At 60.7% G+C, this 25,239-nt stretch carries 23 protein-coding genes and 1 tRNA gene; 13 read left to right on the top strand and 11 right to left on the bottom strand.

Annotated elements, in window-relative coordinates; genetic code table 11:
* The first annotated feature begins 31 nt into the window (after window positions 1-31).
* Together HCN50_RS16550 and HCN50_RS16545 are read left to right on the top strand one after the other, a co-directional pair.
* Window positions 32-1,930, top strand: a complete 1,899-nt coding sequence (locus tag HCN50_RS16550) for a TRAP transporter large permease (protein ID WP_171710749.1) — start codon at window positions 32-34, stop codon at window positions 1,928-1,930.
* A 29-nt stretch (window positions 1,931-1,959) separates the two neighbouring features.
* On the top strand, window positions 1,960-3,609 hold the full coding sequence (locus HCN50_RS16545) for an acyl-CoA synthetase (RefSeq protein WP_171710748.1): 1,650 nt from the start codon (window positions 1,960-1,962) through the stop codon (window positions 3,607-3,609).
* A 127-nt stretch (window positions 3,610-3,736) separates the two neighbouring features.
* On the opposite strand, the gene HCN50_RS16540 is transcribed toward HCN50_RS16545, so the two are convergent.
* From HCN50_RS16540 to HCN50_RS16510, 7 genes are all read right to left on the bottom strand, one after another.
* A complete protein-coding gene (locus tag HCN50_RS16540; RefSeq protein WP_171710747.1) occupies window positions 3,737-4,369 on the bottom strand; it encodes an antibiotic biosynthesis monooxygenase family protein in 633 nt (210 codons plus the stop codon).
* A 185-nt stretch (window positions 4,370-4,554) separates the two neighbouring features.
* On the bottom strand, window positions 4,555-5,352 hold the full coding sequence (locus tag HCN50_RS16535) for an MBL fold metallo-hydrolase (RefSeq protein ID WP_171710746.1): 798 nt from the start codon (window positions 5,350-5,352) through the stop codon (window positions 4,555-4,557).
* Window positions 5,349-6,140, bottom strand: a complete 792-nt coding sequence (locus HCN50_RS16530) for a TatD family hydrolase (RefSeq protein ID WP_171711409.1) — start codon at window positions 6,138-6,140, stop codon at window positions 5,349-5,351. The genes HCN50_RS16535 and HCN50_RS16530 overlap by 4 nt, the downstream gene beginning before the upstream one ends.
* Before the next feature lie 14 nt (window positions 6,141-6,154).
* Window positions 6,155-8,098 carry a methionine--tRNA ligase gene (gene metG / locus HCN50_RS16525; RefSeq protein WP_171710745.1) on the bottom strand — a complete coding sequence of 648 codons (1,944 nt, stop codon included), beginning with the start codon at window positions 8,096-8,098 and terminating at the stop codon, window positions 6,155-6,157.
* A 51-nt stretch (window positions 8,099-8,149) separates the two neighbouring features.
* On the bottom strand, window positions 8,150-9,190 hold the full coding sequence (locus HCN50_RS16520) for a DNA polymerase III subunit delta' (protein ID WP_171710744.1): 1,041 nt from the start codon (window positions 9,188-9,190) through the stop codon (window positions 8,150-8,152).
* Window positions 9,187-9,873: a dTMP kinase gene (gene tmk, locus HCN50_RS16515; RefSeq protein WP_171710743.1), complete on the bottom strand. Its 687-nt coding sequence runs from the start codon at window positions 9,871-9,873 to the stop codon at window positions 9,187-9,189. Before tmk ends, HCN50_RS16520 begins: the two co-directional genes overlap by 4 nt.
* Window positions 9,874-9,875: 2 nt before the next feature.
* Window positions 9,876-11,138 carry a D-alanyl-D-alanine carboxypeptidase family protein gene (locus HCN50_RS16510; protein WP_171710742.1) on the bottom strand — a complete coding sequence of 421 codons (1,263 nt, stop codon included), beginning with the start codon at window positions 11,136-11,138 and terminating at the stop codon, window positions 9,876-9,878.
* Window positions 11,139-11,304: 166 nt separating this feature from the next.
* Between HCN50_RS16510 and HCN50_RS16505 the strand changes: the two genes are divergently transcribed.
* A complete protein-coding gene (locus HCN50_RS16505) occupies window positions 11,305-12,249 on the top strand; it encodes an alpha/beta fold hydrolase (RefSeq protein ID WP_171710741.1) in 945 nt (314 codons plus the stop codon).
* A gap of 82 nt (window positions 12,250-12,331) precedes the next feature.
* On the opposite strand, the gene HCN50_RS16500 is transcribed toward HCN50_RS16505, so the two are convergent.
* The 3 genes from HCN50_RS16500 to HCN50_RS16490 form a co-directional block, all read right to left on the bottom strand.
* A complete protein-coding gene (locus HCN50_RS16500; protein WP_171710740.1) occupies window positions 12,332-13,255 on the bottom strand; it encodes a septal ring lytic transglycosylase RlpA family protein in 924 nt (307 codons plus the stop codon).
* 940 nt (window positions 13,256-14,195) lie between these two features.
* Window positions 14,196-14,636 (bottom strand): arsenate-mycothiol transferase ArsC, encoded by a 441-nt coding sequence (locus tag HCN50_RS16495; RefSeq protein WP_171710739.1) that lies wholly within the window; start codon window positions 14,634-14,636, stop codon window positions 14,196-14,198.
* Window positions 14,637-14,803: 167 nt separating this feature from the next.
* Window positions 14,804-15,016 (bottom strand): hypothetical protein, encoded by a 213-nt coding sequence (locus HCN50_RS16490; protein WP_171710738.1) that lies wholly within the window; start codon window positions 15,014-15,016, stop codon window positions 14,804-14,806.
* Window positions 15,017-15,213: 197 nt separating this feature from the next.
* Here HCN50_RS16490 and HCN50_RS16485 point away from each other — a divergent pair.
* From HCN50_RS16485 to HCN50_RS16460, 6 genes are all read left to right on the top strand, one after another.
* Window positions 15,214-15,303, top strand: a tRNA-Ser gene (locus HCN50_RS16485).
* A gap of 161 nt (window positions 15,304-15,464) precedes the next feature.
* Window positions 15,465-16,676, top strand: coding sequence for a tyrosine-type recombinase/integrase (locus HCN50_RS16480; RefSeq protein WP_171710737.1), 1,212 nt, complete (start codon window positions 15,465-15,467; stop codon window positions 16,674-16,676).
* A 279-nt stretch (window positions 16,677-16,955) separates the two neighbouring features.
* Complete coding sequence (locus HCN50_RS34480) at window positions 16,956-17,168, top strand: helix-turn-helix domain-containing protein (RefSeq protein ID WP_210264975.1); 213 nt, start codon at window positions 16,956-16,958, stop codon at window positions 17,166-17,168.
* Window positions 17,169-18,429: 1,261 nt separating this feature from the next.
* On the top strand, window positions 18,430-18,972 hold the full coding sequence (locus tag HCN50_RS16470) for a hypothetical protein (RefSeq protein WP_171710736.1): 543 nt from the start codon (window positions 18,430-18,432) through the stop codon (window positions 18,970-18,972).
* A 1,211-nt stretch (window positions 18,973-20,183) separates the two neighbouring features.
* Complete coding sequence (locus tag HCN50_RS16465) at window positions 20,184-20,321, top strand: hypothetical protein (RefSeq protein WP_171710735.1); 138 nt, start codon at window positions 20,184-20,186, stop codon at window positions 20,319-20,321.
* Window positions 20,322-20,483: 162 nt separating this feature from the next.
* Entirely contained in the window at window positions 20,484-21,275 is a 792-nt protein-coding gene (locus HCN50_RS16460; RefSeq protein WP_171710734.1) for an AbiU2 domain-containing protein, read from the top strand.
* Window positions 21,276-21,568: 293 nt separating this feature from the next.
* Here the strand turns inward: HCN50_RS16460 and HCN50_RS16455 are convergent, their stop codons facing one another.
* Entirely contained in the window at window positions 21,569-22,378 is an 810-nt protein-coding gene (locus tag HCN50_RS16455; RefSeq protein ID WP_171710733.1) for a hypothetical protein, read from the bottom strand.
* Between the two features lie 186 nt (window positions 22,379-22,564).
* Between HCN50_RS16455 and HCN50_RS16450 the strand changes: the two genes are divergently transcribed.
* From HCN50_RS16450 to HCN50_RS16435, 4 genes are all read left to right on the top strand, one after another.
* Window positions 22,565-22,942 (top strand): hypothetical protein, encoded by a 378-nt coding sequence (locus tag HCN50_RS16450; RefSeq protein WP_171710732.1) that lies wholly within the window; start codon window positions 22,565-22,567, stop codon window positions 22,940-22,942.
* A 379-nt stretch (window positions 22,943-23,321) separates the two neighbouring features.
* Window positions 23,322-23,822, top strand: coding sequence for a hypothetical protein (locus HCN50_RS16445; protein ID WP_171710731.1), 501 nt, complete (start codon window positions 23,322-23,324; stop codon window positions 23,820-23,822).
* Window positions 23,819-24,232: a DUF4236 domain-containing protein gene (locus HCN50_RS16440; protein WP_235977032.1), complete on the top strand. Its 414-nt coding sequence runs from the start codon at window positions 23,819-23,821 to the stop codon at window positions 24,230-24,232. Before HCN50_RS16445 ends, HCN50_RS16440 begins: the two co-directional genes overlap by 4 nt.
* A 37-nt stretch (window positions 24,233-24,269) precedes the next feature.
* Window positions 24,270-25,031, top strand: coding sequence for a hypothetical protein (locus HCN50_RS16435; protein ID WP_171710730.1), 762 nt, complete (start codon window positions 24,270-24,272; stop codon window positions 25,029-25,031).
* The last annotated feature ends 208 nt before the right edge of the window (window positions 25,032-25,239 follow it).

Here is a 25,239-nt window from a genome sequence, read left to right as displayed (position 1 = left end):
TCGCGTCAAAACAAGGGTGCAGGGGGCCGCAATGGCTCACGCCGAGCTCAGTGAATTGATTGGCGGTGAGGCGGCTAAGTCCCCTCGCCGCCGTTCGTTGCTGGCGTCCATCGAACACGCCGTGGGAATGCTGGTTGAGATCCCGGCGGCGCTGCTCGTCGTCGCCGAAATCGTCATCCTCTTCGCCGGCGTGGTGGCGCGCTACGCGCTGCACCGGCCGCTGATCTGGTCGGACGAACTGGCCTCGATCCTGTTCCTGTGGCTCGCCATGCTGGGTGCTGCCGTCGCGTTCCGCCGCGCTGAGCACATGCGGATGACGGCGGTGGTCGCGAACGCCCGGCCCGCCATGCGCGCCTATCTCGATCTGGTCGCGACAGCAGCGGCGCTGGCGTTTCTCATCCTGATCGCCTGGCCGGCTTACGAATACGCCTACGAGGAAAGCTACATCACGACGCCAGCGCTGCAGATCCTCAATAGTTGGCGTGCCGCGGCGCTACCGGTCGGCATTGGCCTGATGGCGCTGTTTGCCTTCCTGCGGCTCGTCCGTGCCAGCAACGCTCGCACGGTGCTGGGCGCAATCCTGTCGGTCGCACTCGTCATCGGAATATTCTGGCTGCTCAGGGGATCGCTCAAGCCGCTCGGCAATCTCAATCTGATCATCTTCTTTGTCGGCGTCGCCGGCTTCTGCGTGTTTGCCGGCGTGCCGATCGCGTTCGGCTTCGGACTTGCGACCTATGGCTATCTGGCGCTGACGACCGGCACGCCGCTGATGGTGCTGGTCGGGCGGATGGACGAGGGCATGAGCCATCTCATTCTCTTGTCGGTGCCCCTCTTCGTCTTCCTCGGTCTGCTGATCGAAATGACCGGCATGGCGCGCGCCATGGTGGCGTTCCTGGCGAGCCTCTTGGGCCACGTCCGCGGCGGGCTGCATTACGTGCTGGTCGGGGCGATGTATCTGGTCTCGGGCATCTCAGGCTCGAAGGCTGCCGACATGGCGGCCGTGGCGCCGGTGCTGTTTCCGGAAATGAAGGCGCGGCGCGCCAAGCCGGGCGATCTGGTCGCCCTCCTCTCCGCAACCGGTGCGCAGACCGAAACCATTCCGCCAAGTCTGGTGCTGATCACCATCGGTTCAGTCACCGGCGTCTCGATTGCGGCGCTGTTCACCGGCGGCCTGCTGCCCGGCCTGGTGCTGGCGCTCACGTTGTCGGCGTTGGTGTGGTGGCGCTACCGGAACGAGGATCTGCGGCACGTCACGCGGGCAAGCGCTGCCGAGATCGCGCGGACTTTCGCGATCGCCCTGCCCGCCATCGCGCTGCCGTTCGTGATCCGTTACGCCGTGGTGGAAGGTATTGCGACCGCGACCGAGGTGTCCACCATCGGCATCGTTTACGCGTTCATCGTCGGCTATTTGATTTACGGCCTCTTGATCTACCGCAATTTCGACTGGCGGCGGATCATGCCAATGTTGGTCGAGACTGCGTGCCTGTCGGGCGCGATCTTGCTGATCATCGGCTGCGCCACCGGCATGGCCTGGGGCCTTACCCAGTCCGGCTTTTCGCGGACGCTGGCGGCCGCCATGACCGGCCTGCCCGGTGGATCGGCGACGTTCATCGCGGTCTCCATCGTGGCCTTTGTGATCCTGGGCAGCGTGCTCGAGGGCATCCCGGCGATCGTGCTGTTTGGACCGCTGCTGTTTCCGATCGCCCGGGCGGTCGGCGTCCATGAGGTCCACTACGCGATGATCGTAATTCTCGCGATGGGTATCGGGCTATTCGCGCCACCGTTCGGAGTAGGCTATTATGCGGCCTGCGCCATCGGACGCGTCGATCCGGCCGAGGGTATCCGGCCGATCTGGGGCTACCTGCTGGCGCTGATGGTCGGTCTGATCATCGTGGCGATCTTCCCGTGGATTTCCATCGGGTTCTTGTAGAGTCGAATTTCTCGGATGGGACAAAGCCGATGAGCGCAGCCCACAACCAGTATTCCATCGGATTGGACAAGACGCCGGCGAATTACGTGCCGCTGACTCCGCTGAGCTTCCTGGCCCGCAGCGCCGCCGTCTATCCCGATCTCGTCAGCACAGTCTATGAAGGCCGCAGCTTCACCTGGGCCGAGACCTATGTGCGGTGCCGGCGCTTTGCGTCCTGGCTCGCCGGGCGGGGCATTGGCCCCGGCGATACGGTCGCGGCGATGCTGCCGAATGTTCCGGCCATGAACGAGGTGCATTTTGCCGTGCCGATGGCAGGCGCTGTGTTGAACGCGCTGAACATCCGCCTCGATGCACCCTCGATTGCCTTCCAGCTCGACCATGGCGGCGCGAAAATCATCCTGGTCGATCCGGAGTTCTCCTGCGTGATTGCGGAAGCACTGACGCTGATGAAGGGGCCAAAACCCTTCGTCGTCGATGTCGACGACGCGGCGTTTGCAGGCGACAAGCGGATTGGTGAAATCGAATTTGAGGCGGCGGTCGCTGCGGGCGATCCGACCTTCGTGGCAAGGCTTCCCGGGGACGAATGGGACGCGATTGCGCTCAGCTATACCTCGGGCACGACCGGCAACCCAAAGGGTGTCGTGACCCATCACCGCGGCGCTTATCTCAACGCGGTCAGCAATATTCTAGCCGGCAACCTCGGCCAGCATCCGGTGTATCTGTGGACGCTGCCGATGTTCCATTGCAATGGCTGGTGCTTTCCGTGGACGGTGGCGGCGTCAGCCGGCATCAACGTCTGCCTGCGCAAGGTCGATCCGGCCAAGATTTTTGAGCTGATCGCAAAGCACGGCGTCACCCACATGTGCGGCGCGCCGATCGTCTACAACACGCTGATCAACGCGCCCGGTGCGCCCAAGGGCGACAAGGCGCGCCGCGTGGTCGGCCTGATCGCGGGCGCAGCACCTCCGGTGGCCGTGCTCGAAGGTGCCGAAAGCATCGGCATCAAGCTGACGCATGTCTATGGGCTGACTGAAGTCTACGGGCCCGCCTCTGTCTGCGCCGAGCAGCCGGGCTGGGACGAACTGCCTCCCGACCAGCGCGCGCAGCTCAAGCGCCGGCAGGGCGTGCCCTACCCGCTGGAGGAAGCCGTCACCGTGCTCGACCCTGAGACCATGCAGGAGGTGCCCCGCGATGGCGAAACCATCGGCGAGGTGATGTTCCGCGGCAACATCGTCATGAAGGGCTATCTGAAGAACGAGAAGGCGACGCAGGAAGCCTTCGCCGGCGGCTGGTTCCACACCGGCGATCTCGGCGTGCTCGACGAGCACGGCTATGTCATCATCAAGGACCGCTCCAAGGACATCATCATCTCCGGCGGCGAAAACATTTCCTCCGTCGAGGTCGAGGACGTCCTCTACAAGCATCCGGCAGTGCTGTTTGCCGCCGTCGTCGCCAAGCCCGATTCCAAGTGGGGTGAAGTGCCCTGCGCCTTTATCGAGTTGAAGGAAGGCGCCAAGGCAACGGAGGCCGAGATCATCGCCTTCTGCCGAAGCCACATGTCCGGCTTCAAGACGCCGAAGGCCGTCGTGTTCGGCCCGATCCCAAAGACGTCGACCGGCAAGATCCAGAAGTTCATGCTGCGCAATCAGGTGGAATCGGCGAAGGCGATATCGGCTTAGATTTGTAACGTGGACAAAGCCGACGGGTCTCGCGAATGCGTGCCCGATGACAGGCTCCACGTGCCCACATGCGTTTCGGAATTCGCGAGCGATGGTGGGCGCGGCACTTTGCGCGCCTTTGCCCAGCCTACGGCCTCTCGGTCTTGACCGGCGGATAATATTGCGGCGCCTCAGCGCGTTCGAACATGCCATAATCGCGCATGACCTCGAACACGCGGAAGTACTCCGTGCTCGGATCGGCAAACAATCGGGGACCGAATTTGATGCCGGCTTGATCGTCGGGCAAGTCGACCAGATGCGCAAAGTGCCCGGCGCGGTAGACGCTCGCGAAAGCGTCGCGCCGCCATTCGGTTTCGGCCGGTAGCGTGGCATGCCTCGATTCCGAGGCGAGAATATAGGTAGGCTTGCGTCTTGCCGGATCATTATAGGGGGTGCGTCGTTCGGGCCGCCAAACCGATTGTCCGGGCCGTTCCTCGTGGATGACCTGGGCGACGCGGATGCGGTAGTCCGCAAAGACCCTCTCGCGGCCGATGGTTTGGACATCATGATGCCGGGCGTGGGCCCTCCAGGCCGTCAACGTCCCCTCGTCTTGCCAGATTTGGTAGGACAATAGCAGGTTCTCCCGCGTCAAACTTTTGAAGCGATCGATGAAGCGGCAGCCGCCCATCGCCTCAAGATCGGGCTTCAGCGAGGCCGCAAGATCGAGATATTGATCGCGGTGCCCAGGCTTTGTCTGGACTTCAAAGAACAAGCCAATCATCGACATTCCTCCGCGGCCTGCGGGTCGGGTGTACGATGCGACCGACCCTGCTCTGTCTGGGTTCTCAAGCGCCAGCTTGATCCCCTCATAGGCCGGCATGAGGCCCCGCGAAAGGCCCCGCCGGGGTGTCTTTTAGTCGACAATGTGCGCTGCTGAGGAAGGCCAGGAATCCCGTCCTGCGAGTCCTAACCAAGCTCCAGCCGCATTCCGTCATAGGCCGGCACCACCCCCTCCGGCAGGCTCTGCCGCAGCACCTCGTAGTCGAGATCGGAATGCATGTTGGTGATGACGGCGCGCTTCGGCTTGAAGCGCTCGATCCACGACAGCGCATCCTTGACGCTGAAATGGCTGGGATGACCGGCATAGCGCAGCCCGTCGACGATCCACAGGTCGAGATTCTCAAGCGCCGGCCAGCTCTCCTCGGGAATGTCGTGAAGGTCGGGCGTGTACGCGGCGCTCCCAATCCGGAAACCCAGTGCAGGTATCTTGCCGTGGTGAACCAGGAAGGCGGAGAGTTTCAGAGGGCCGCCCTTCCCTTCGGTCGTGTGGCTCTCGCCCGCCTCGATCGAATGGCGCGTCAGGATCGGCGGATAGTCGCTGCCTTCCGGCGAGATGAAGCAGTAGGAGAACCGCGCCATGATGTCTTTGGCGGTCGACTGGTTGAAATAGACGGGAATGCGCCGGCGCTGATGCAGCACGACGGAACGCAGGTCGTCGATGCCGTGGGTCTGGTCGGCGTGCTCATGCGTCAGGAATACCGCGTCGATATGGTCGACCTCGGCATCGATCAACTGTTCGCGCAGGTCGGGCGAAGTGTCGATCACGATCCGCGTGGTGCCGTGGGAACCGTTGCGCTCGACCAGCAGCGAGCAACGGCGGCGACGATTCTTCGGATTGTTGGGATCGCAGGCGCCCCAGCCGAGCGCCGGGCGCGGCACGCCGGCGGAGGAGCCGCAGCCAAGGATCGTCAGCGTCACCGTCATGCGGCAACCTTCGGTGCCGGTACCTTGGAGAACAGGCGAAAGAAGTTTTCAGTCGTCTGCCGCGAAATCTCCTCCAGCGAAACGCCGCGCGTCTCTGCCAGCACCTTGGCGACTTCAACCACGTAAGATGGCTCGTTGCGCTTGCCGCGAAACTTGCCGGGCGCCAGATATGGTGCATCGGTTTCGACCATGATGCGGTCGGCCGGGAGTTCGGCGGCGAGTTCGCGCAGTGCGTCGGATTTCTTGAAGGTCAGAATGCCCGTGAACGAGATCGACAAGCCCAGACTAATCGCCTTCATCGCCAGTTCGCGTCCGCCGGTGTAGCAATGCAGCACCGCGCGGAACGGGCCTTTTGCCACCTCGTCTTCAAGAATGCGGCTGCAGTCCTCATCGGCTTCGCGGGTATGGATCACCAGCGGCAGGCCAGTGGCGCGCGCGGCTGCGATATGTGCGCGAAAGCCGCGTTCTTGCGCCTCGCGCGAGCCGTGCTGGTAGAAATAGTCCAGCCCCGCCTCGCCGAGCGCCACGACCTTCGGATGCTTGGTCAGCTCGATCAGCTCGCTCGCGGGAATGCCGTCCTCCTCATCGGCGTGATGCGGATGGGTACCGACGGAGCAATAGACGTTGGGAAACCGCTCGGCGATCGCCAGCAGGCCGCCGAGCCGCTTGACCCGGGTCGAGATGGTGACGATGCGGCCGATACCTGCCGTCTCGGCGCGCGCGACCAGGGCGTCGAGATCCTCGGCAAAATCCGGAAAGTCGAGATGGCAGTGGCTGTCGACGAGCATGGCTTGCAAACGGCTCAATCGGCCTTTGGTTCGACGTAGCGCGGAAATACGCCGACCGGCGCAGGAAGCGTCGTGCCCGCCTTGATCCGCGTGCCAAGCGCCGCGAAGTCCCTGAAGTCTTGGGGAATGCCAAGACTGTCGAGCAGCTTGCTCGACGCATCCGGCATCGCGGGCTGGGTCAGGATCGCGACCTGGCGCACGACTTCAGCGGTGACATACAGCACGGTCTTCTGCCGCGCAGGATCGGTCTTGGCGAGCGCCCATGGCGCCTCGCCCGCGAAGTAACGGTTGGCTTCCGCCACGACCGCCCATACCGCGTTCAGCCACTGATGGATCTGCTGCGTCGCCATCGCGCTGCGCGAGGCCTCCAGCATGGCGTCGGCCTGCGCCAGGATCGCCCTGTCGTTGTCGGAGAACTCGCCGGGCTCCGGCAGCACACCGCCAAGCTGCTTCGCAATCATCGATAGCGAACGCTGCGCCAGATTGCCGAGATCGTTGGCGAGGTCGGCATTGATGCGCGCGACGATTGCTTCGTGGTTGTAGTTGCCGTCCTGGCCGAACGGCACCTCGCGCAGGAAGAAGTAGCGCATCTGGTCGACGCCGTATTGGTCGGCCAGATTGAAGGGGTCAACGACATTGCCGACCGACTTCGACATCTTCTCGCCCCTGCTGAACAGGAAGCCGTGCGCGTAAACCCGCTTCTGTACGGGAATGCCGGCCGACATCAGGAATGCCGGCCAATATACCGCGTGAAAGCGGATGATGTCCTTGCCGATAATGTGCACGTCCGCAGGCCAGTAGCGCCAGTTCGGATCGTTTTCATCGGGAAAGCCGACACCTGTAATGTAATTGGTCAGCGCATCGACCCACACATACATCACGTGCGCGGGATCGTTGGGCACCTTGACGCCCCAGTCGAACGTCGTGCGCGAAATCGACAGATCCTTCAGACCGCTCTTTACGAAACTGATGACCTCGTTGCGGCGCGAATCCGGGCCGATGAAATCCGGCCGGCTTTCGTAGAGCTGCAGCAAGCGATCCTGATAGGCGGACAATTTGAAGAAGTAGCTCTTCTCCTCGACCCACTCGACCGGGGTGCCCTGCGGGCCGCGACGCACATTGTCCTCGCCGAGGACGGTTTCCTCCTCCGCGTAATAGGCTTCGTCGCGCACCGAGTACCAGCCGGAATAGGTGTCGATATAGATGTCGCCGTTCTGCTGCATCCGGTTCCAGACCACCTGGACCGAACGATGATGGTCAGGCTCCGTGGTGCGGATGAAGCGGTCGAACGACACGTTGAGGCGCTGATCCATTTCCATGAACCGGCCGGCGTTGCGTGCGGCAAGCTCAGCGACGCCCATGCCTTCGGCTTCGGCGGTCTGCACCATCTTCAGACCGTGCTCGTCGGTGCCGGTGAGGAAAAACACGTCCTTGCCGTTCAGCCGCTGAAACCGCGCCAGCGCGTCGGTCGCGATCGCCTCATAGGCGTGACCGATATGCGGGATGCCGTTGGGATAGGCGATCGCGGTGGTGATGAAATAGGTGTCGCGTTCGGCAGCAGCCGCCGGCGCGGCCGACGGAGCCGGCGTTGCGCGCGGTGCGGCGGCCTTCGGCGTTTCTGCCACGGGCGTCGGCTGCACCTCTGGCGTCACTTCGGTCGCTGCGGCACGCTTCTTCGATGCGGCTTTTTTTGCAGGCTTTTCAGCCGCTGTCACGGCAGGTGCTTTGGCCGCTTTCTTGGTGGCCTTTTTCGCCAGTTTCTTCGTTGCTTTCTTGGGCGCTTTTTTCACGACCTTGCCGGCAGTCGTCTTCGCCGCCTTGCCACCCTTCTTCGCGACGCGCTTGCTCTTGGCCGCCCGCTTCTTCACCGCCGTCTTCTTGCCGGCGCGGTTGGCTGGCGACTTGCGAACCTTCTTCGCCTTGCGCTTTTTCGAAGCTTTCTTTCCAGCCTTCGCCACCACGAATTCCTTTATATGTCAAAATTGTCGGGATTGTTGTCGGAGGGAGCGTTACCGCGTTGCTTCCGCGAGCATTCCGAACACCGAGAAAACCAGCGGTTTTCGCTCGAGATTGTACGATTCGGTGTCGCGCGCGGCGCGGACGATCTTTTCCCATACCTCCGCCAGCCGTGCAAGGCGGGGCAGATTTGCGTTGGCGTCGCCGGCGCGCAGCTTTTCGGCGATCCAGCGATCGATGCCGTCGATGAAAGCAGCCAGCGCCACCCGGTCGCTGGTGCCAAGCGCATCGCCGAGCGCGTGCAACTCGCGCGGATCGACCTGCGGCAGCGTCGCCAGCAGCGCCGCGGTCCGCTGCTGCAGCTTCAGCGCGTCGCCGCCGAGCAGCGTCAGCGCACGGGACACGCTGCCCTCCGCAGCATCGGCGGCCTCCGACAGCGCCGGATCGTCGGGCGCGATGTCGGCGGCCCGCGCCGCCGCGCGAATGACGTCGTCGGCCGCGAGCGGCCGCAGCGGCAGCTTGCGGCAGCGGGACAGGATTGTCGGCAAGGCACGCGCCGGCGAATGGCTGACGAGCAGGAACAGCGATCGATGCGGCGGCTCCTCGAGAATTTTCAGCAGCGCGTTGGCAGCGTTCGGATTGAGCTCGTCGACGGTGTCAACAATACAGACGCGCCAGCCGTCCACCGCCGCGGTCGAACCGAAGAACGAAATCGTCTCGCGCGTCTCGTCAACGGTGATGACGGTTCGCATGACGCCGCGATCATTGAGGCCGCGTTCCAGCACCAATAGCCCGCCATGCGCGCCGGCAGTGATCTGACGCGCGACGGAACCGTCCGGATCGATCGCGAGCGTCTCGACGCGCTGTACCGAAGCTTCGGTGGGCTTAGGGTTCGCGAGCACGAAACGGGCCATGCGATAGGCCAGCGTTGCCTTGCCGATGCCCTGCGGGCCACCGATCAGCCAGGCATGCGGAATGCGCCCGCTGCGATAGGCATTCAGCAGCGCCGCTTCGGCCTCGCGGTGGCCGAACAGATCGGCCGTTTCGCGCGGATGCCTGACCGCTGGCTCCTGCTCGGTCTTGCGTGCGCTCATGCCGTGCCCGCCGGAGTGGGAATCGTGAACACACGCTCGCGCAGCGCCGTCCAGACGCGCGCGCCGACCATGTCGGCATCGGCGTCGGCGTCGATCAGCACGCAGCGTTGCGGATCCTCGGCTGCGATCTGCCGGTAAGCGTCACGCAGATTCTGATGAAACTGCAGATCCTCCGCCTCGAAACGATCCGGCGCGCCGCTGCCGCGGCGAGCCGCGGCCCGCTGCAGGCCGACTTCCACCGGGATGTCCAGGATGACGGTCAGGTCGGGCTTGAGATCGCCGATGGTCACACGCTGCATGGCGTTAAGCACGATCGGAGAGACCTGGCCTAGACTTCCCTGATAGGCGCGGGTCGAATCCGAGAAGCGGTCGCACAGCACCCACGTTCCCTGGCTGAGCGCGGGCTGGATCACGGTGCGAACGTGATCGTCGCGGGCGGCCGCAAACAGCAACGTTTCCGCATCCGGCCCCAACAGCTTGCCCATGCCCGACAGCACGAGGTGCCGCATGATTTCCGCACCCGGCGAGCCGCCCGGCTCGCGGGTGACGATGGCGCGCAGCCTGGCCGCCGCAAGGCGTTCGGCCAGCTTCTTGATCTGCGTGGACTTGCCTGAGCCCTCGCCGCCTTCAAAGGTAATGAACTTCCCGCGTCCGGAAGGCCGCTGCAGCGTTGCCTGGGTCATGCTCAGAGCTTCTCTGCACTCGCGCGGAACATACCGATGACGAGCTCGCTGGCTCCGTCGATCGCGCGGCGCATGGTCGAACCGGTGCCGATCGCTTCAGCGGCATAGACCGGCGTCTCCCCCGCGATATGGGTGCCGCGCCAGACCTTGACGACGCCGACCGGCTGGCCGGCCTGCACCGGCGCCCGCACCGGGCCATTGTAGACGATGCGCGCAATCAGTTTTTCACTGCCGTTCTTCGGCACCATCACCTTGATCGGCACGGGGCTGGCAAGCTTCACCGAACGGCTTTCACCACCGAACACCTTGGCATAGCCGACAGGCTGATCGGCCGCGAACAACGTGCGCGTTTCGAAATTGCGGAACCCCCATTCCAGCATCTTCTTGGCCTCAGAAGCGCGGTCGTCGGGATCCTCCAGGCCATTGATCACGACGATCAGCCGCGTGTCGTTCTGCACGGCGGAGCCGACCATGCCGTAGCCACCCTCCTTGGTGTACCCCGTCTTCAACCCGTCGGCGCCGTTGAGCGTGTTCAGAAGCGGATTGCGATTCTGCTGCCGGATCTTGTTCCAGGTAAATTCCCTCTCGCCGAACAATTTGTACATGTCGGGATAGGTCAGGATCAGGTGGCGGGCGAGCTTTGCCAGCTCCCGCACCGTCATCTTGTTGGCCGGATCGGGCAAGCCGTTGGAATTGCCGAATGTCGACTTGGTGAGGCCCAGTTCGCGGGCGCGCTTGGTCAGGAAGTCGGCAGCGAAAATCCGCTCGTTGCCGGCCATTCCCTCAGCAAGCGCAATGCAGGAATCATTGCCGCTCTGGATGATCGCGCCCTTCAGCAGGTCCTCCACCGAGACCTTGCTGTTGAGGATGGCAAACATTGTCGAGCCGCCGGCCGGCGCGCCGCCCTTGCGCCAGGCGTTCTCGCTGATCCGGTATTCGTCGGTCAGCTTGACCTTGCCTTCCTTGATGGCGTTGAAGACGACCTCGACCGTCATCAGCTTCATCATGCTGGAGGGCGCGCGCAATTCGTCGGCGTTCTTCTCGAACAGCACGCTGCCGCTGGAAGCTTCCATCAGGATCGCAGTCGGCGCATCACCGTCGAAGCCGCCATCTTCCTTCTTCGGCGCTCCTTGCACGCTGTTGTTGGCGGCGTACACGATCCCGCCCCAGCCGACGGCGAGCGCGAGCACGCCGGCCATCAGGCCGCGCCATTGGATGACGGCCGCGGCGCCGGATCTGCGGGGAACGGAAGTCTCTGCTGCCATCGGCGATGTCCTGAATCCGCGCGTTCTAACAGTTGGAAGTGTCGCAAACAACACAGGTTTCTTGGATTTAGCGCCGTGTCGACCGGATTGCGGCAGCGCGTGAAGGAACGTATCGTGGCGATGCTGCAAGTTCCCCACAAGATACGAAAAACGGGGCGGAAACGCGATGCCATCCTCACGCACTATTTCCGCCAACGGGTTGGACTTCTTTGTTGTTGAGCAGGGCGAGGGTCCGCTGGTGCTGCTCTGCCACGGCTGGCCCGAACTGTCCTACTCCTGGCGGCACCAGATCCCCGCGATCGCGGAGGCCGGTTTCCATGTCGTCGCCCCCGACATGCGCGGGTTTGGCCGGACCAGCGCGCCGGCCGACGTCGGCGCCTACACCCTCTTTCACAATGTCGGTGACATGGTCGCGCTGGTGGATGCGCTGGGACAAAAGCAGGCCGTCATTGTCGGCCATGATTGGGGCGCGCCGGTCGCCTGGCACGCGGCGATGTTCCGGCCCGATATCTTCACCAAGGTTGCGGGCTTGAGCGTTCCACCGCCCTCCCGCGGACGCGGCTTGCCGCTCGAAACCCTGCGCAAAAACGGCATTACCAATTTTTACTGGCAGTATTTTCAGACCCCCGGCGTGGCAGAGGCTGAGCTTGAGCGCGATGTCGCGGCGACAATGCGGATCGTGCTGGGCGGACGCGGGCTCGCCGATCCGGCGGCCCATCAATTCGTTCTTGAGGGCCAGGGGTTCCTCGCCGGGGCCGCTCCGAATCGGCCGTTGCCGAACTGGTTGACCGAGGCCGACATCGCCTATTTCGCGGCCGTCTATCAGGAGGCCGGCTTTCGCGGCGGGCTGAACTGGTATCGCAACATCGACCGCAACTGGGAACTGACGGCGCCGTGGCAGGGCGCGCAAATCCATCAGCCCTCCCTGTTCATCGCGGGGTCGAGGGATGGCGTCATTACCGGATTGATTGGCACCAAGCAGGTCAAAGAGATGGACCGCGTGCTGCTGAACTTGCGGCAGAAGCTCATTCTCGCCGGGGCCGGCCACTGGATTCAGCAGGAGCGGCCCGATGAGGTCAACGCCGCCCTGCTCGCCTTCCTGAAGGAGTAGCTATAGTTGACGCGTTTTCTTGACGCGAACGGGGCACAATCGCGGAATAAGTCCGGGATAGGCTTTCGCTAGAAAACGCTACCTAATATAGGCCGCGGCCACTGAGGACTTCGCTTGGCCCCCGCGGATCGACCGGCAGGTGAGCCGGGCCGGGAGCGGCATAGCTCGGATTGCTTTCGTAAGATACGGCGCGCAGGTTCTCCGCCGCCCGGCCGCGCGAGCGGCTGGAGGCCGACATTTCGGAGGTCGCGTTGATCGAGGCGTAGTCGGCCGAGGTGTTGCCGAGGTTGTAAGGCCGGCCCTCCGGCAGCGGAATTTCGCCCCGGATCCGGCCCGCGGACGACGGCATTTCGGGAACAAACGGACGGGCCGAGGCGACCCGGACTGTAGACGGGGACGGCGCCGGCTCGCCGGTCCGGAGCGTCGCCAGGAGCTGGCGGTCGTCGGAACCCTCGAGCGGCGCCCGGCCGACATATTCGACCCGCACACGAGCGACGCCATTTGCTTTGAATTCAAGCAGTTCTGCGGCCTTGTTCGAGACGTCGATGAGGCGATTGCCATGATAAGGGCCGCGGTCGTTAACCCGAACGATCAGCGACTTGCCGTTCCGGACATTGGTGACGCGGGCGTAGCTCGGGATCGGCAGCGTGGGGTGGGCCGCGGTCAGCGAGGTCATGTCAAAAACCTCGCCATTGGCGGTCAACCGGCCATGGAAGTCGTCACCGTACCAGGAGGCCATTCCCTCGGCGCGGTAGTTCGGGTCCTCTTCCGGTACGTAGATCCGGCCTGCGACGGTGTAGGGCTTGCCGACGCGATAGGTCCCCCCGCCCTTCGGAACGGGCTCTCCGAACGCCACCACACGAGGGCTGGAGGAGACGCCATATTTGGGATCGATGCGTTTGGCGAACTTGTCGGACGAAGCGCAATTGGCAAGGACAAGGCATGTTGCCACGGCAACTGTACCCCGAACCGCCCGCAGGATCGTTATTGGCCGTCGAATCCCCATCACCCCAATTACCATTTTCAGCGGCCGACTGCCTGTGTCGAAGCGTTGCGGCCTTACCCCACGATGCGGCCCACCTCCGCATCACGTCGTGAAGATATCGCAACCGGAACACGGCGGAAATGGGGTCTGGCCCGGCATGGTGAATGAATGGTTGCTTTCTGCACTCGTCGACTGACCGGCGAAAACGTCTCGATTCACGATGTATGCGCCCTTCGTCGTAGCCTTTCTGTGCCGCTTTCAAACAATCTGTTGCATCAAATCATCACTCACGGCCGATCTGCGAATCCTGCCGGTGAATCTTTTTGACTGTGCAACGCTGCAGTCGTTCTGTGCGTTGCAGGGGCGCATAAGGATTTGTGCGATGATCGAGACGGTTACAGCAGTGATGGGTTTGGTGAGTGCAGGCATTTTCTTGGCCCACGCATTTGAAGGCTATCGTTATAGGGCTTGAGGCTTGAACGTCTGGCGGTTTGGGGACCGCCCGACTTCGGATCTATGGCCCGTCCGGCTCCGTGCAGGATTCGGAAAGCTTTAATAAATTCGGACGAGCATCGGATGTGGTAGGTGTCTCATGCGCAACCACGACATGGTCTCAAACGGATTTCTCGCTCTGACCACGGCAAGCTTCGTGCTGCTGTGCTCGAGCCTGCTGGCGGTGGCGTTCGGCTAATCCAAGCGCCCGACCAATTGCGGCGACCGCGCCGGGATAAGCGCATGCCGGCCAAGACCAGCAACTACCGACCTCGCCGGCCCATTGCGACCAAGGCCATCGCCGCGCGTTCGTGGCACGTATGAAGTGCTCCATACAGTGTGCACGTGAAGGCACTGAAGAGTTGCCCAGCGGTTTGAAGCACCGATCTTCAAATTCTGGAATGGCCATCTCGCTTAATATCGAGACGGTCTATTAAAGAGTGCCCAAAGAAGGTTCGATGCGGTGCAATCAAGAGCTTCGCAATTGTGCAAGCAGGCCATCAACCCGTTCGTCGATCAGCGCCAGTGCAGTTGCTGGCTCGGCAACCGCGACATCGTCGACTTCCCAATATTCTACTCTCGAACGTATCTCGGGGAAGCGCCGCCCGACCATTGGTCGATGCTCGTCATCTTTCAGTGCGATGATGAGGTCCGCCATCTCGAAATCGGCGGCTGAACACGAGATTGGGAGCCGATCGTGTCCCTCCAGCTCGATGTTTCTCGCCAATAAAGCCTGCAGGGCAATCGGCGAAATAGGCCCGACATTCTCGGGCGAGCCTTTCTCCGCCAATCCTCGCGAAAATGCCCGCCAGGCCAATCCCACTTTTCTGGCGCGGGAATTGAACAGGACTTCCGCGTAACGGCTTCGGTAGTAGTTGCCGGTACAGAGGAACAAGATCTGGCGCTTCACTGCTTGCACTCTCGTCAGGGCGGCCCGACGCACGACGGTTCCGGACGACACGCGCCGGGCCTACCACCAGGGGTCACCCCCCGGAATGGTCTAATCAGGCTGGGGCTGATTCTTGGCAGAATTGGGCGCGCGCTCAAAACAGGGAAACGGGGCCGCCATCCCGATTGTCAACGAGCGGCATCCTTGACCTTCGGGCGAGCGGCTTCCTTCGCTCGCTCGGCTTGCCACGCGTCGTAGGCTGGCGTCCCGGGCCTCGGGGGCGCATCGGCCGGCAGCCCGCCCAGCCAGCTCGGCATGTCGGCAACCGGATTGCTGCCACTGCTCGCACAGCCTGCAAGGCAGGTCGCGCCAAGCAGCAGGATTGGCAAGCCGCGCGTCATGGGACCCTCAAGGAGCCAGAGTGCTCCACGAGCCTACAACAGCGCAAGCTCCGAAAGAGTTGCTGGACATGCGCGTGGCAGATGTGGTGATTGTGCGCTGGCCTCAGGGTCGCCCGAGAAAAGGGTAGCAAAGCGGTAGCATCGTGCTAGGTTCGTTCTCTGCCGCGATATAAGAACGATAACGATCTCAAGGTCTTGGAAGGGTGGCCGAGTGGTTTAAGGCACCGGTCTTGAAAACCGGCGTGCCTGCAAGGGTACCGTGGGTTCGAATCCCACCCCTTCCGCCACTACACTGTTCTCCCACGTTCGCCACTGTTCGGAAGACTCAATAAAAACAGCATGTTGCCTGGCTTGGTGCCTTTACTAGTTCACCGACGTTCGCCAGAATTGACCGTGCTGTTCGTGGTTTTTTCCGTGAGTTTGGCGGACGATTTCGTCGGAGAGAGCAATGGCTGGAAGGCTGAATCCGCTGGAAGTCGCTCGTCAGGTCACGCCAGGTAAATACCCTGACGGCGATGGTCTCTACTTGGTCGTCGCTGGCGCGAAATCCCGAAACTGGTCGTACCGATACTGGGTCCGGGGGAAAGAGCGTTGGCACGGGCTTGGCTCGTTAAACGACGTTTCGCTGAAAGAGGCCCGGATCAAGCGCGATGCAGCTCGACAAAAGGTGCGCGCTGGTGTCGACATCGTTCAGGCGAAGCGATCGGCACGTGAAGAGGCGAAGGCAGCGGCTGCGGTGGCCGACCTTCCGACGTTCAAACAGTGCGCCGAGAAGTATATTGAGGAGAACTGGGGAAAGTGGAGCAAGAAGCACCGCGCCCAATGGCCCTCGTCGCTGCAGCGGTACGCCTACCCGACGATCGGCCATCTCTTGATTGGCGACATCAGGCCGAGCCACATTTTTCAACTGCTTCAGCCGATCTGGGTCGAAAAGGCGGAAACGGCGAACCGAGTTCGCGGACGGATAGAGACCGTTATCGCGAAGAACGTCGATATTGATGACAGTGAATTCCGAAATCCTGCTGAATTAACAAGGCAACTTCGGGAAAAGCTGCCTAAGCGTCCTAAGCGTACGCAAAGGCATCATCCTGCTCTTCCGTACGCCGAGGCGGCGCAGTTTATGGCGGAATTGATGCAGGCAGCTGGGACTGCGGCCGCGGCCTTGCAGTTCCTGATCCTTACGATAGCTCGCACCAACGAGGTGCTCGGGGCCCGGTGGTCAGAGATCGACGCCCCCCGAGCTATCTGGCGCGTTCCAGGCACGCGAATGAAGATGGGCGAAGACCACAGCGTGCCACTTTCCGGACCTGCAGTGGCAGTACTGAACGATATGCGAAACGGCAGCCAGAGCGATTTCATCTTCCCGGCCAGCGATGGCGGACCCTTCTCCGATATGGCGATGCTTGCGGTTCTCAAGCGTATGAACCGCCGCCATGTCACGGTGCATGGCTTCCGCGCGAAATTTGCTACCTGGGTAGAGGAATGCACTGAATACCCCGACGGCGTGCGTGAAGCTGCCCTTGCGCATAAGTATAAGGACGAGACCACAGCCGCCTATCAACGCGGCGAAAAACTCGAAAAGCGTCGCGCGCTGATGAGCGACTGGGCAAACCATCTATTCAGCAATCAAGCGAATGTGACAGCACGGGACGCGGCGTAACGAGTTGAGCAAGCATTGGGTGGACGCCCGCGTACGTCCTCTTTCCTTTTCGTTCGCCATGATCTATAAGTCGTGGTGTCAGATGGTTCGCGTAAGCATTCGTGAACTTGGATCGCGCGCCGCGGTCGTCGCATCTGACCCACCATCCTATTTCTCGCGCCGAGAAAAGGTGGAGCAACCCACGGCGGTCGTCATTGACCGGCTAGGTTTGCTTTGCCAGATCTCGCACGGCGAGCAATCGAGCCGAGATATTGAAACCGCCTCACCTGGAGGCGCAAAGTGGCTATTCTCGACAAGATTCCAGAACCTGTAAGCCAAAAACATAAGGTGTCGGAACCAGAGCAAGGGCTCCGCGATCAACACCGAGCTTGGAGCATTGGTCAGTTTTGCCAGTACTTCGGCATTGGTCGAACGACAGTGTACGAGCAGATCAAACTAGGTCGACTTCGCGCGCGGAAGATCGGCAAGCGGACCATCATTACTTATCGCTGAAGAGTGGCTCCGGAACCTCCCGCGCGTGGAGACGAAGCCATGAGCATTGTCTCCGCCGCCAACCATGCATGGGTTCCTTGTTTTCAACACGGGCGACACGAATTGAGCGAACTATGGATCGTGGTCACTCCGGCTCTTGATCCTTGGGCTCGTCGCCGACACGGTCAGTTCGAGGCTCGCCGTTCTGGGGACGATGAAGTTCTTTGTGTGTCTCGGCGACCCTCATTGGACGCTTCTCGCGTTTTACTAAGTCGCGGATTTGGATCGTCCAACATGATCGCCATGGTCCACGCCAGCAACTCATCGGTGGTGACTCTTAGATCCTCAATCGGCGTTGCGGCTGCTCTAGACGTCATGGGTATGCGCTTCGTCCGCCGCAAGGCCAGTCCAAGGCCTATGGCGAGCTCTACGGCGCGTCCGAGTGGCACCGGTGTATCTGGCCTGCCTGAGCAAAGATGTGAGGCTGTAGGAGCCCCGCATAACCCCGAGGCCATCGCAGCACATTGGCAGCTCGAGGAAACAATACGACACGCCAGCACCAGAGCAGGTGCGCCTCCGGCAGGTTCGCGCTGACCTACGACCGCGTCGTCTATGGTGAGCGCGCTCTGATGGATGGTGCTCGGATGTCCCACCACCATCAACGCCTCACCCAGCGTCGACGCGAGAATAGCGACGGGTCGAGATCGGCCATGATCCCGTTGCCGGTGAATTGAGGTTTCTCGATTGCCGACGATGAATGACCGCAAGGCGCCGCACCTCAAAGCGGCAGCGTGCCAGCGCTAGACCGGCCAGTCCGGAACGGAATCAAACAGGTATCCCGTGGCCCATAGGGACCTGACCCATACGGTACCGCGCAACCCGCGGAACGGTCGAGGGCATCGGATATCGGCAGCGGGATGACCTCCCGTTCGGTCCCGATGTGAGAGCGCCGAAAAAAGCTCTCGGAGCCGGCACGGGGACAACGTGGCGGGCCTGCGATGGCAAAGGGAAACGAGTATCCGGTCTGTCTACAGGCAGACTCTGCTTGGTCAGCAGCTGCGGTAAGGGCGATAGCTCAGACCGTGGGGAGAAAGGGCGAAGCCTTGGGTTAAAGCTGCAATTTGGCCTGAGAGAGCCGACACGGCGCTTAAACCACCGACATTATGAAACTGAACGCGTTGGACTGGCGAGGCCATAAGTGCACCTCCCTCTCCCCCTCGAGTTCGCGCTCTGGATATCTTCGTGATAAGGATTGATGTGTAGTAACGTTTGAGCGCACCGTATGCCAGCACTGTCCAAACCTAAGTATGAGATCGTCGCTCAAGCTCTAGCTGCAGGTAAGAGTCAGGCCGATGCCTATCGAGCCGGCGGCTACATCTATAAACCGGCCAACGCAAACAGGCTTTGCAGAAGTCCTATAATTGAGGCTCGTGTCGAGGAAATCATTGAAGAGCGTGCCGCAGGTGAAGCCAGGGCTAGGGGGCTAGGGATACAACGCGCCGGGCTAACCGAAGAATGGATTATTGTGCGGCTAAAGCATGTGATCGATCTTTCGATCCGCGGGCTTCCTGTCTACGACCGCAAGGGCAATCACCTCGGAGTGTTCAAATCCAATTTGGACGCAGCTATAAACGGGCTAAAGGCGGCAGCTCACATCGCCGGATTGCTGGTCCAAAAGCACGAGATTGGCGCGTCCGGAGCATTCGCGCGGATGACTGATAAAGAACTCGAGGACGCATTGATTGAGCAATGTAAGGCAATCGGGCTGTCCGATAGGTCGGTGAGAGAGATTCAGGCCTCCATGGAAAAGCTCCCCGGAACGTAGTCGCTGGAGTCGCCCGGTCGCATATCTAAAGATCCCGAGGCGGAGCCGCCCTCCTCCATAAATGGTGAGGAAAGCCCTGCGATATCGGAAAAATCGCCCATCACGGTCAACAAAACTACGGTCGTTAGCCACGGCCACCGCGCTTGAGGGGCCTTGCTTCCGGTAGCTCTGAATAGGATCCTCAATTTAAACGGTTTTGCAGTTCTAGCAGCCTCATCCTGGCCAGTACCAGCCAATCCCACTTGGCCTTGATCTATCTGAACAATCCGACGGCTAAGCGCTGTCCAATGTAGGCTTATCACAACTCGTCCCAACCGGTTGGGTAGCAAACATGGTAGCAAGCGGTAGCTGAATCGCTCGATCTACCGTATGTCCTATGTGGTCCAGCGAATGCCTCCCTCCTCTCCGGTTGTCACCCCAGGGACGAAGCCGAAAGCGCTGGTGCTAAACTCCGCGCCCGCGGGTTATTGGCGGCATCGCCGAACGCGGGGCCTCTCAATCCCGTGAACTGACTTCACTGCCTCGGTTCCGAAGAAGCGATCCCGCAGCCATTTTCCTTTTGAGTGAAGACGGCCGGAAACAATCTCCTGCCATTCTTACTCGTGACGGGCTCAAGAGGCGCTTTGCTTCTCGGCGCGTTCCTCCCAAGACTTGGGCCGCCGAACGCCGGCGGCCCTTTTTTGCGAGCGGAGTTGCCATCACCAGGCGGCGCCGGGCCGCTGCCGGGTTGCGCTTCCAGTGAATGGCCGTGTTGGGTCGTGGGGCGCCTGGTGAAACGGCTCTGGCGCGCGGCTGGGGGCTAATGGCGCCATAGCCGTCCCAAGATGCGCTTTTTCGAGTGCCGAAATCACCATGCCGGGATAAAGCGGCAAAACCGTGTGAGCGGCCCGGCGTCGCCAAGCGGCGTCTATTACGAACGAGCGGCTTCTTTCGCTCGCTCCGCTTTCCAGGCATCGTAAAAGAATCAGAACGTGACGCGTTAGGGGCTCAAGGAGGGGTGTGCAATGAGAAGCATCGCATTGGTCTTGCCGACGCTTTTTCTGTTCTCTGCCGTCAACGCCTTAGTGGCGCGGCAACGCGTGGCCCGCGGGCCAGGATGAAGCTACGTGATTGGCGCTTCATCCGGTCTCCCGTTCAATCAACTGGGGGCTCACATGCCATCAATGAATGAAAGTGCTCTACGGGCTCGAGCTCAAAGAGCGGCCTACACCATGAAGAAGTCGCTGGATCGAACGATCCACCTGGACAACATAGGCGAGTATATGCTCGTCGACACTGAACGGAATTTCGTCGTGCTCGGCGAGCGTTTCAACGCTTCGCTAGAGCAGATCGCCGAATATCTGGATTGAGAACATGAAGCCGCCGGCGTGACGCTGGCGGCTTTCTCTACCCTCCCTACCGTGGGGCGAGGCCGCCAACAAGCGACTGATTGCCAAAACGATCGATCCCAGACTGGGGGAATCTCCCTTTGCCCTTGGCAGGGCTAAGGCTGACGGTTAAAGGTCGACTCAATGGCAAAACGCAAAACACCCAGCGAGCAAATTGCAGCAATGTCCGTGGCTGCGCGTGTTGAGCTCGCGAAGAAGCTCACTGATCGTGTCACCGATCATCTTCTCTACGTTATCGAGCTGCACGAGAACAATCGTATCGTAACCTATTCACCCATTCTTGCGTCCCAGATTCCAACCTCACACGCGGCGAACGCTTTTTCCACTTTCCAGCGCGGGCTGCACCAGATGGAAATCGTGCGACTCTGCGCGCTTTGGGACAGCGTGGATCTGCAGAAAGAAAATATTCCAACGGTCATTGCGCTAATCGATCATCCCGGCGTCGTAGACATGCTGGCGGGAGAGATGGCATCTCATTGGAAAGATCGGCCATTAGGTCACATCAGCGATCTTCCGTCCGAGCCGGAAGTTCGCACGTTGGTCATCGACTCCATTCGTCGACACGAAAGCGAATTTGGCGATCGCCAAGCTACTAACTTGCGGCAAGAACTTGACAAGGCCATCGCGGAAACGCGATCAATGCTGATCTCGTCAAAACATGCGTCGGTAATGAATCTACGTGACAAGCATTTGGCCCACTCGCTCGTGGAGAGCCGACGGGAGCAAAAGGTAGGGCATGTCGATCCGATGAAATATGGTTATGAGCGGGACATGTTGGATGCTTCGATTCGGATAGCCACCGCACTGATGTGTTGGGTAAGAGGGGCGAGCTTCGATTTCGAAGAAATCCGGCAAATTCATCGCGCCAATGCGGAGTCACTTTGGACACAATGCTCGTTTGACATCAAAAGGTAGGTTTAGAGCCTCTTGCTCTCGCCTACATTGCGGTTGGATACAGGTTGGATAAGCCACCCAAGAAATGAAACTGCCGGCTTTCACCAACGGCTCGCTACATCGCGATTGTCTCGACACTGGTTTTCCTTGCCTCAGGCGTCGTCCGGTCTATTTCACGAAGCTCGGCCACGATGTGAGCTGAGCGAAAAGGAGCTACCGTCGACACAGATGTGCGCCCGAACCGCAACGCAAGCGCGCCGACATCACGATCTCGATCCTCAATAGAGGGGATATTCATGAGGTGCCGCAGGACATCATTGTCCTGCCGTCGCATTGGGGGGAGCTTGAGCGCCTCGCGCCGCCTCTGCGCTTTGTATCGCATCGATCTTACTTCTTGGCACCACGCTGGACACGAGGATTGATGCATTGCTGTGAAGGTCGCCCGCAGGAACTCTCGCTGGAGTTATTTTGAAATCCTGCCTCATTTCGCCGATCGTGGCAGCCACCCGTTCGCCGAACAAACCATAATCCGAATTCATCGGCAGAATAATGTAAGTGGATAGGGACTTAATTCGAAACGACGATACGATTGTTTGTGTGTGTGCGAAATCGACACTCCTGTAGTTGAAGTATCCAATTCCCTCTTTGCGAGTACCATCGTAATAGCTCTCATCCGTGTCGAAGGCCTCCAGGCAGAGCGCGTACAGATCGGTTGATACTGGCTGTAGGTTGATCAAACCGTCAAAGATGCGGCTATAGCTGGTGTACTCGGCTTTGGTCTTTGGCCTGGTCGCAACCATGTGATTGAGATGCGTCTTGATCAGCCAGTTCAGCCTAAGCGCTCGGAGATCGATGCCGATATTGGCGACGCTAGCATGTGAAAATATCTGCTTTATGAGATCGACCCCTGCGCTGTCACAAGGGGCGAGCTTGCTATTACACGTCCTGCATACATGGTTCGATGTCGGCTCGTAATTCTTCAGCACCTTTCCGCGCAGATGATCAGCCGAAACGTTGTTCTTGACGGGATTTCCGAACACCTCTCTGAGCACCGCTGCTGAGATGATGTGCTCGCCAGAGAACTTGACGTCGCTCTTAGTGCAGTACGGACAAGTCTTCGCCATGAACAGTCACTCCCAATTCATGCCCAGCATATAGCGACATTTGGTGATCAACGCGAGGATGGGCACGCCTGAGTCGCGACACGTCAATGACTAAGGAGAGACAATCACCGCTCATTGTCGTGGCGCTGCCCTTGCGCTCGACCGCCAGTTGCAGTTGAATACCGCTGGGTCTGGGGAGTTCATAGAATGCGCATTTTGGGAATCGTGGCGCTGGGCGCCGCGTTGGGTGGCTGTGCCTCGTCAGCGGCAGACATCACGCCGACTTATGTGTCGCCCGTTCAGTACTCATCCTATACGTGCCAGCAGTTAGGGCTGGAGGCTCAGTCGATATCCGCGCGCGCGGCCGCTCTCTCCGGCGCCCAGGACAGCCAGCGCACCAAGGATACGCTCGCGACTACGGCCGCGGTTGTGATTTTCTGGCCGGCCGCCTTCTTTGTCGGTGGCGACAAGCAAACAGCCGCCGAGCTCGCCAACATGAAGGGCCAAATGGTTGCTGTAGAGCAGGCTTCCATTGCCAAGAAGTGCAACATCCAATTCCAGGGGCAACGCCCACCGGGCGCATAGGAAAATCACCCACCACGAGGTGCCAGTGCGAGCGCCGCTTATCCTTATGCTGTCGGTGATATGTTACCAGCCAGCACTCGCGGCTTGCGGTGATAATGGTGGCCCTGGCTATCGCAACAGCTCCGAAAAATGCGTTGGCTGGGAAGCGCTCGCGCGACAGTGTGGAAATCCGCCGACGACAAAATGCACGGCCGAGCGCGTGGCTTCTGGCGCCGATGACGCTGTGGCGAAGGGTGCCGCGATCCGCTCTCTAATGGAGCGGTCGCACGAGATGGCCAAACAACGTTCGGCAGATCCTGTACGTCTATGACTAGATCGCCGGCTCCGCCGCGTTAGCCACCGGTTCGCTAATAACCACGACAAGATTGGTGAGATGAAAATGGCAGGCCCGGTCGATGCCTTCTTGAAGATCAGCCTTGCGGTGTCGCTCCTCGGAGCCGCGGGGAGCGTCGGCTATTACTATTCAGTCTATCTTCCAGCGAGAGACGTCCAGATGGACAACGAGCGCCGCCTTGAAAAAGCACGCGCTGACATTGCGCGCAAAGCAGCAGAGGAACGTGCCCGAGAGGAGCAGGACGCAGCAGAGCAACGGCGCGCATTAGAACGAGGCGCAGCTCAAGTTAACTATGAAGCCTGCATATCCCGTGTAGAAAATACCTATCACGCGACGTGGGCATCCAACTGCAAGGGTGTCGCAGAGAAGGTTCGCAAGGCGCGCGCTAGTTGCACGTTCGGCCCAACGACATGCGACTCAATCCACGCCGCGCCGGATCCGGGCCCAAACTGCTCTTTGCCAACCACGATCGCTTCATCGATTAACGCCAGCATGCAGCAAGGCAAAGATCGCTGCCTTCAAGAGAGCAAGGCGGGTCTGCAATGACGGCACCCACCACAGCTTCATCGGCGACTTCCCCCTTGCTCTCGCCCTCCGGTTGCGGAACACTTGCCCTGAGTTTCGCAAGGGGGCAGTGCGACATCATGGGGCTGCGCTTTCGAAAGACATTCTCAATCATCCCCGGCGTCAGGCTGAACATTGGCAAGAAGAGCGCGAGCGTCCGGATCGGCGTGAAGGGTTTCGGCTACACGACCGGGACGGCCGGAAAGACCATTTCCGCCTCGTTGCCTGGCACGGGCTTGAGCTTCTCCCATAAAATAAAAGCTAGCGCGACGACGACGGGCATCGGGGCAGTGCCTGCATCGGATGGCCGACCGCGGCGCCCGTGGTTCTTGCTGATGATTGTCTACGCGATTGCAAGCCTGATCTGGTGGAAAATTCTGGACCCAACTTAGGACGATCGACGCGATGAATCCCGGAGTCCCGAGACTCGTGCTGCAGTTGAACCCGAATGGCGTGGCTGCACCAACCCACAGGGCAGTCGTGGCCTGCCGCGAAGTCGTCGACTTCTATTTCGATGCATTGGCTCGCGCCGATCTCTCAAAAAAGCCTCCAGCGCCCGAGGGAAGTTTTTTTAGGTTCGATCTTACAGGGAACGACCTGTCGACGGCCGACCGTCGCGCGCTGCACGAGAACTGGATACTAGCGAGGGCATTCCAAGAGTTGGTGCGTGGGGTCCGCGCCTCGCTTGAGGAGGCCTATTTCTTCATCGAGTTGCTTGCTGCAGGTACCATGACCGCGCCGTCATCAGGGACGTTGGAGGAGATACTTGCTCCCTTTCGAAAGAAAGCTGCAGATCTCAGATTTCCTCCTCTTTTGGCTCACGTCAATTCGCGGCTGGATCGGCCGCTCGAATTCTCCGATGCATATAGATCGATGCAGGCCGCGCGGAATTGTCTAGAGCATCGGGATGGGATCGTGGGTAAGTCCGACGCCGGGCCAAATGGGATTATGAATCTGCAGTTTCCCGCACTGAAGGGTTTTTTCCAACGCGATGGGCAAGGGGTCGAAATCTACCAGGGGATTGCAGTCGACGCAGGAACAGAAATAGAAGTTCGGGTCGTGGTTCGCTCGCGAGAGTTCAAAATTGGCGAACGGTTGACAATAACCGCTGCCGATTTTGATGAGATAGCGTTTGCCTGTTTTCAGTTTGCTGCCCAGCTCGCAAAGCTATTGCCGAAGCCGGCGGTCTAGCGATCGGCGCCGGACCTCAGCGGCTCTAGCCGGCGACCAGCCGCATGAGGTGCGCGGCCTAAAGGTCCAGCGCCTCCCGCTCTTCTTTCTTGTCATAGATCCGCATCAGCTTCGGCGGCAGGTGGGGTTGATGCGCCTCGGCGACGTGCGGCGCCACTCCAGGCGTCGAGGTCCGACCAAGCTACCGGCCAGCAAGAATGGGGGCACC

Source organism: Bradyrhizobium archetypum (genome assembly GCF_013114835.1).
Taxonomy (GTDB): domain Bacteria; phylum Pseudomonadota; class Alphaproteobacteria; order Rhizobiales; family Xanthobacteraceae; genus Bradyrhizobium; species Bradyrhizobium archetypum.
Note: the sequence above shows the minus strand (reverse complement) of the source record. Positions and strands in the feature narration are given on the sequence as shown.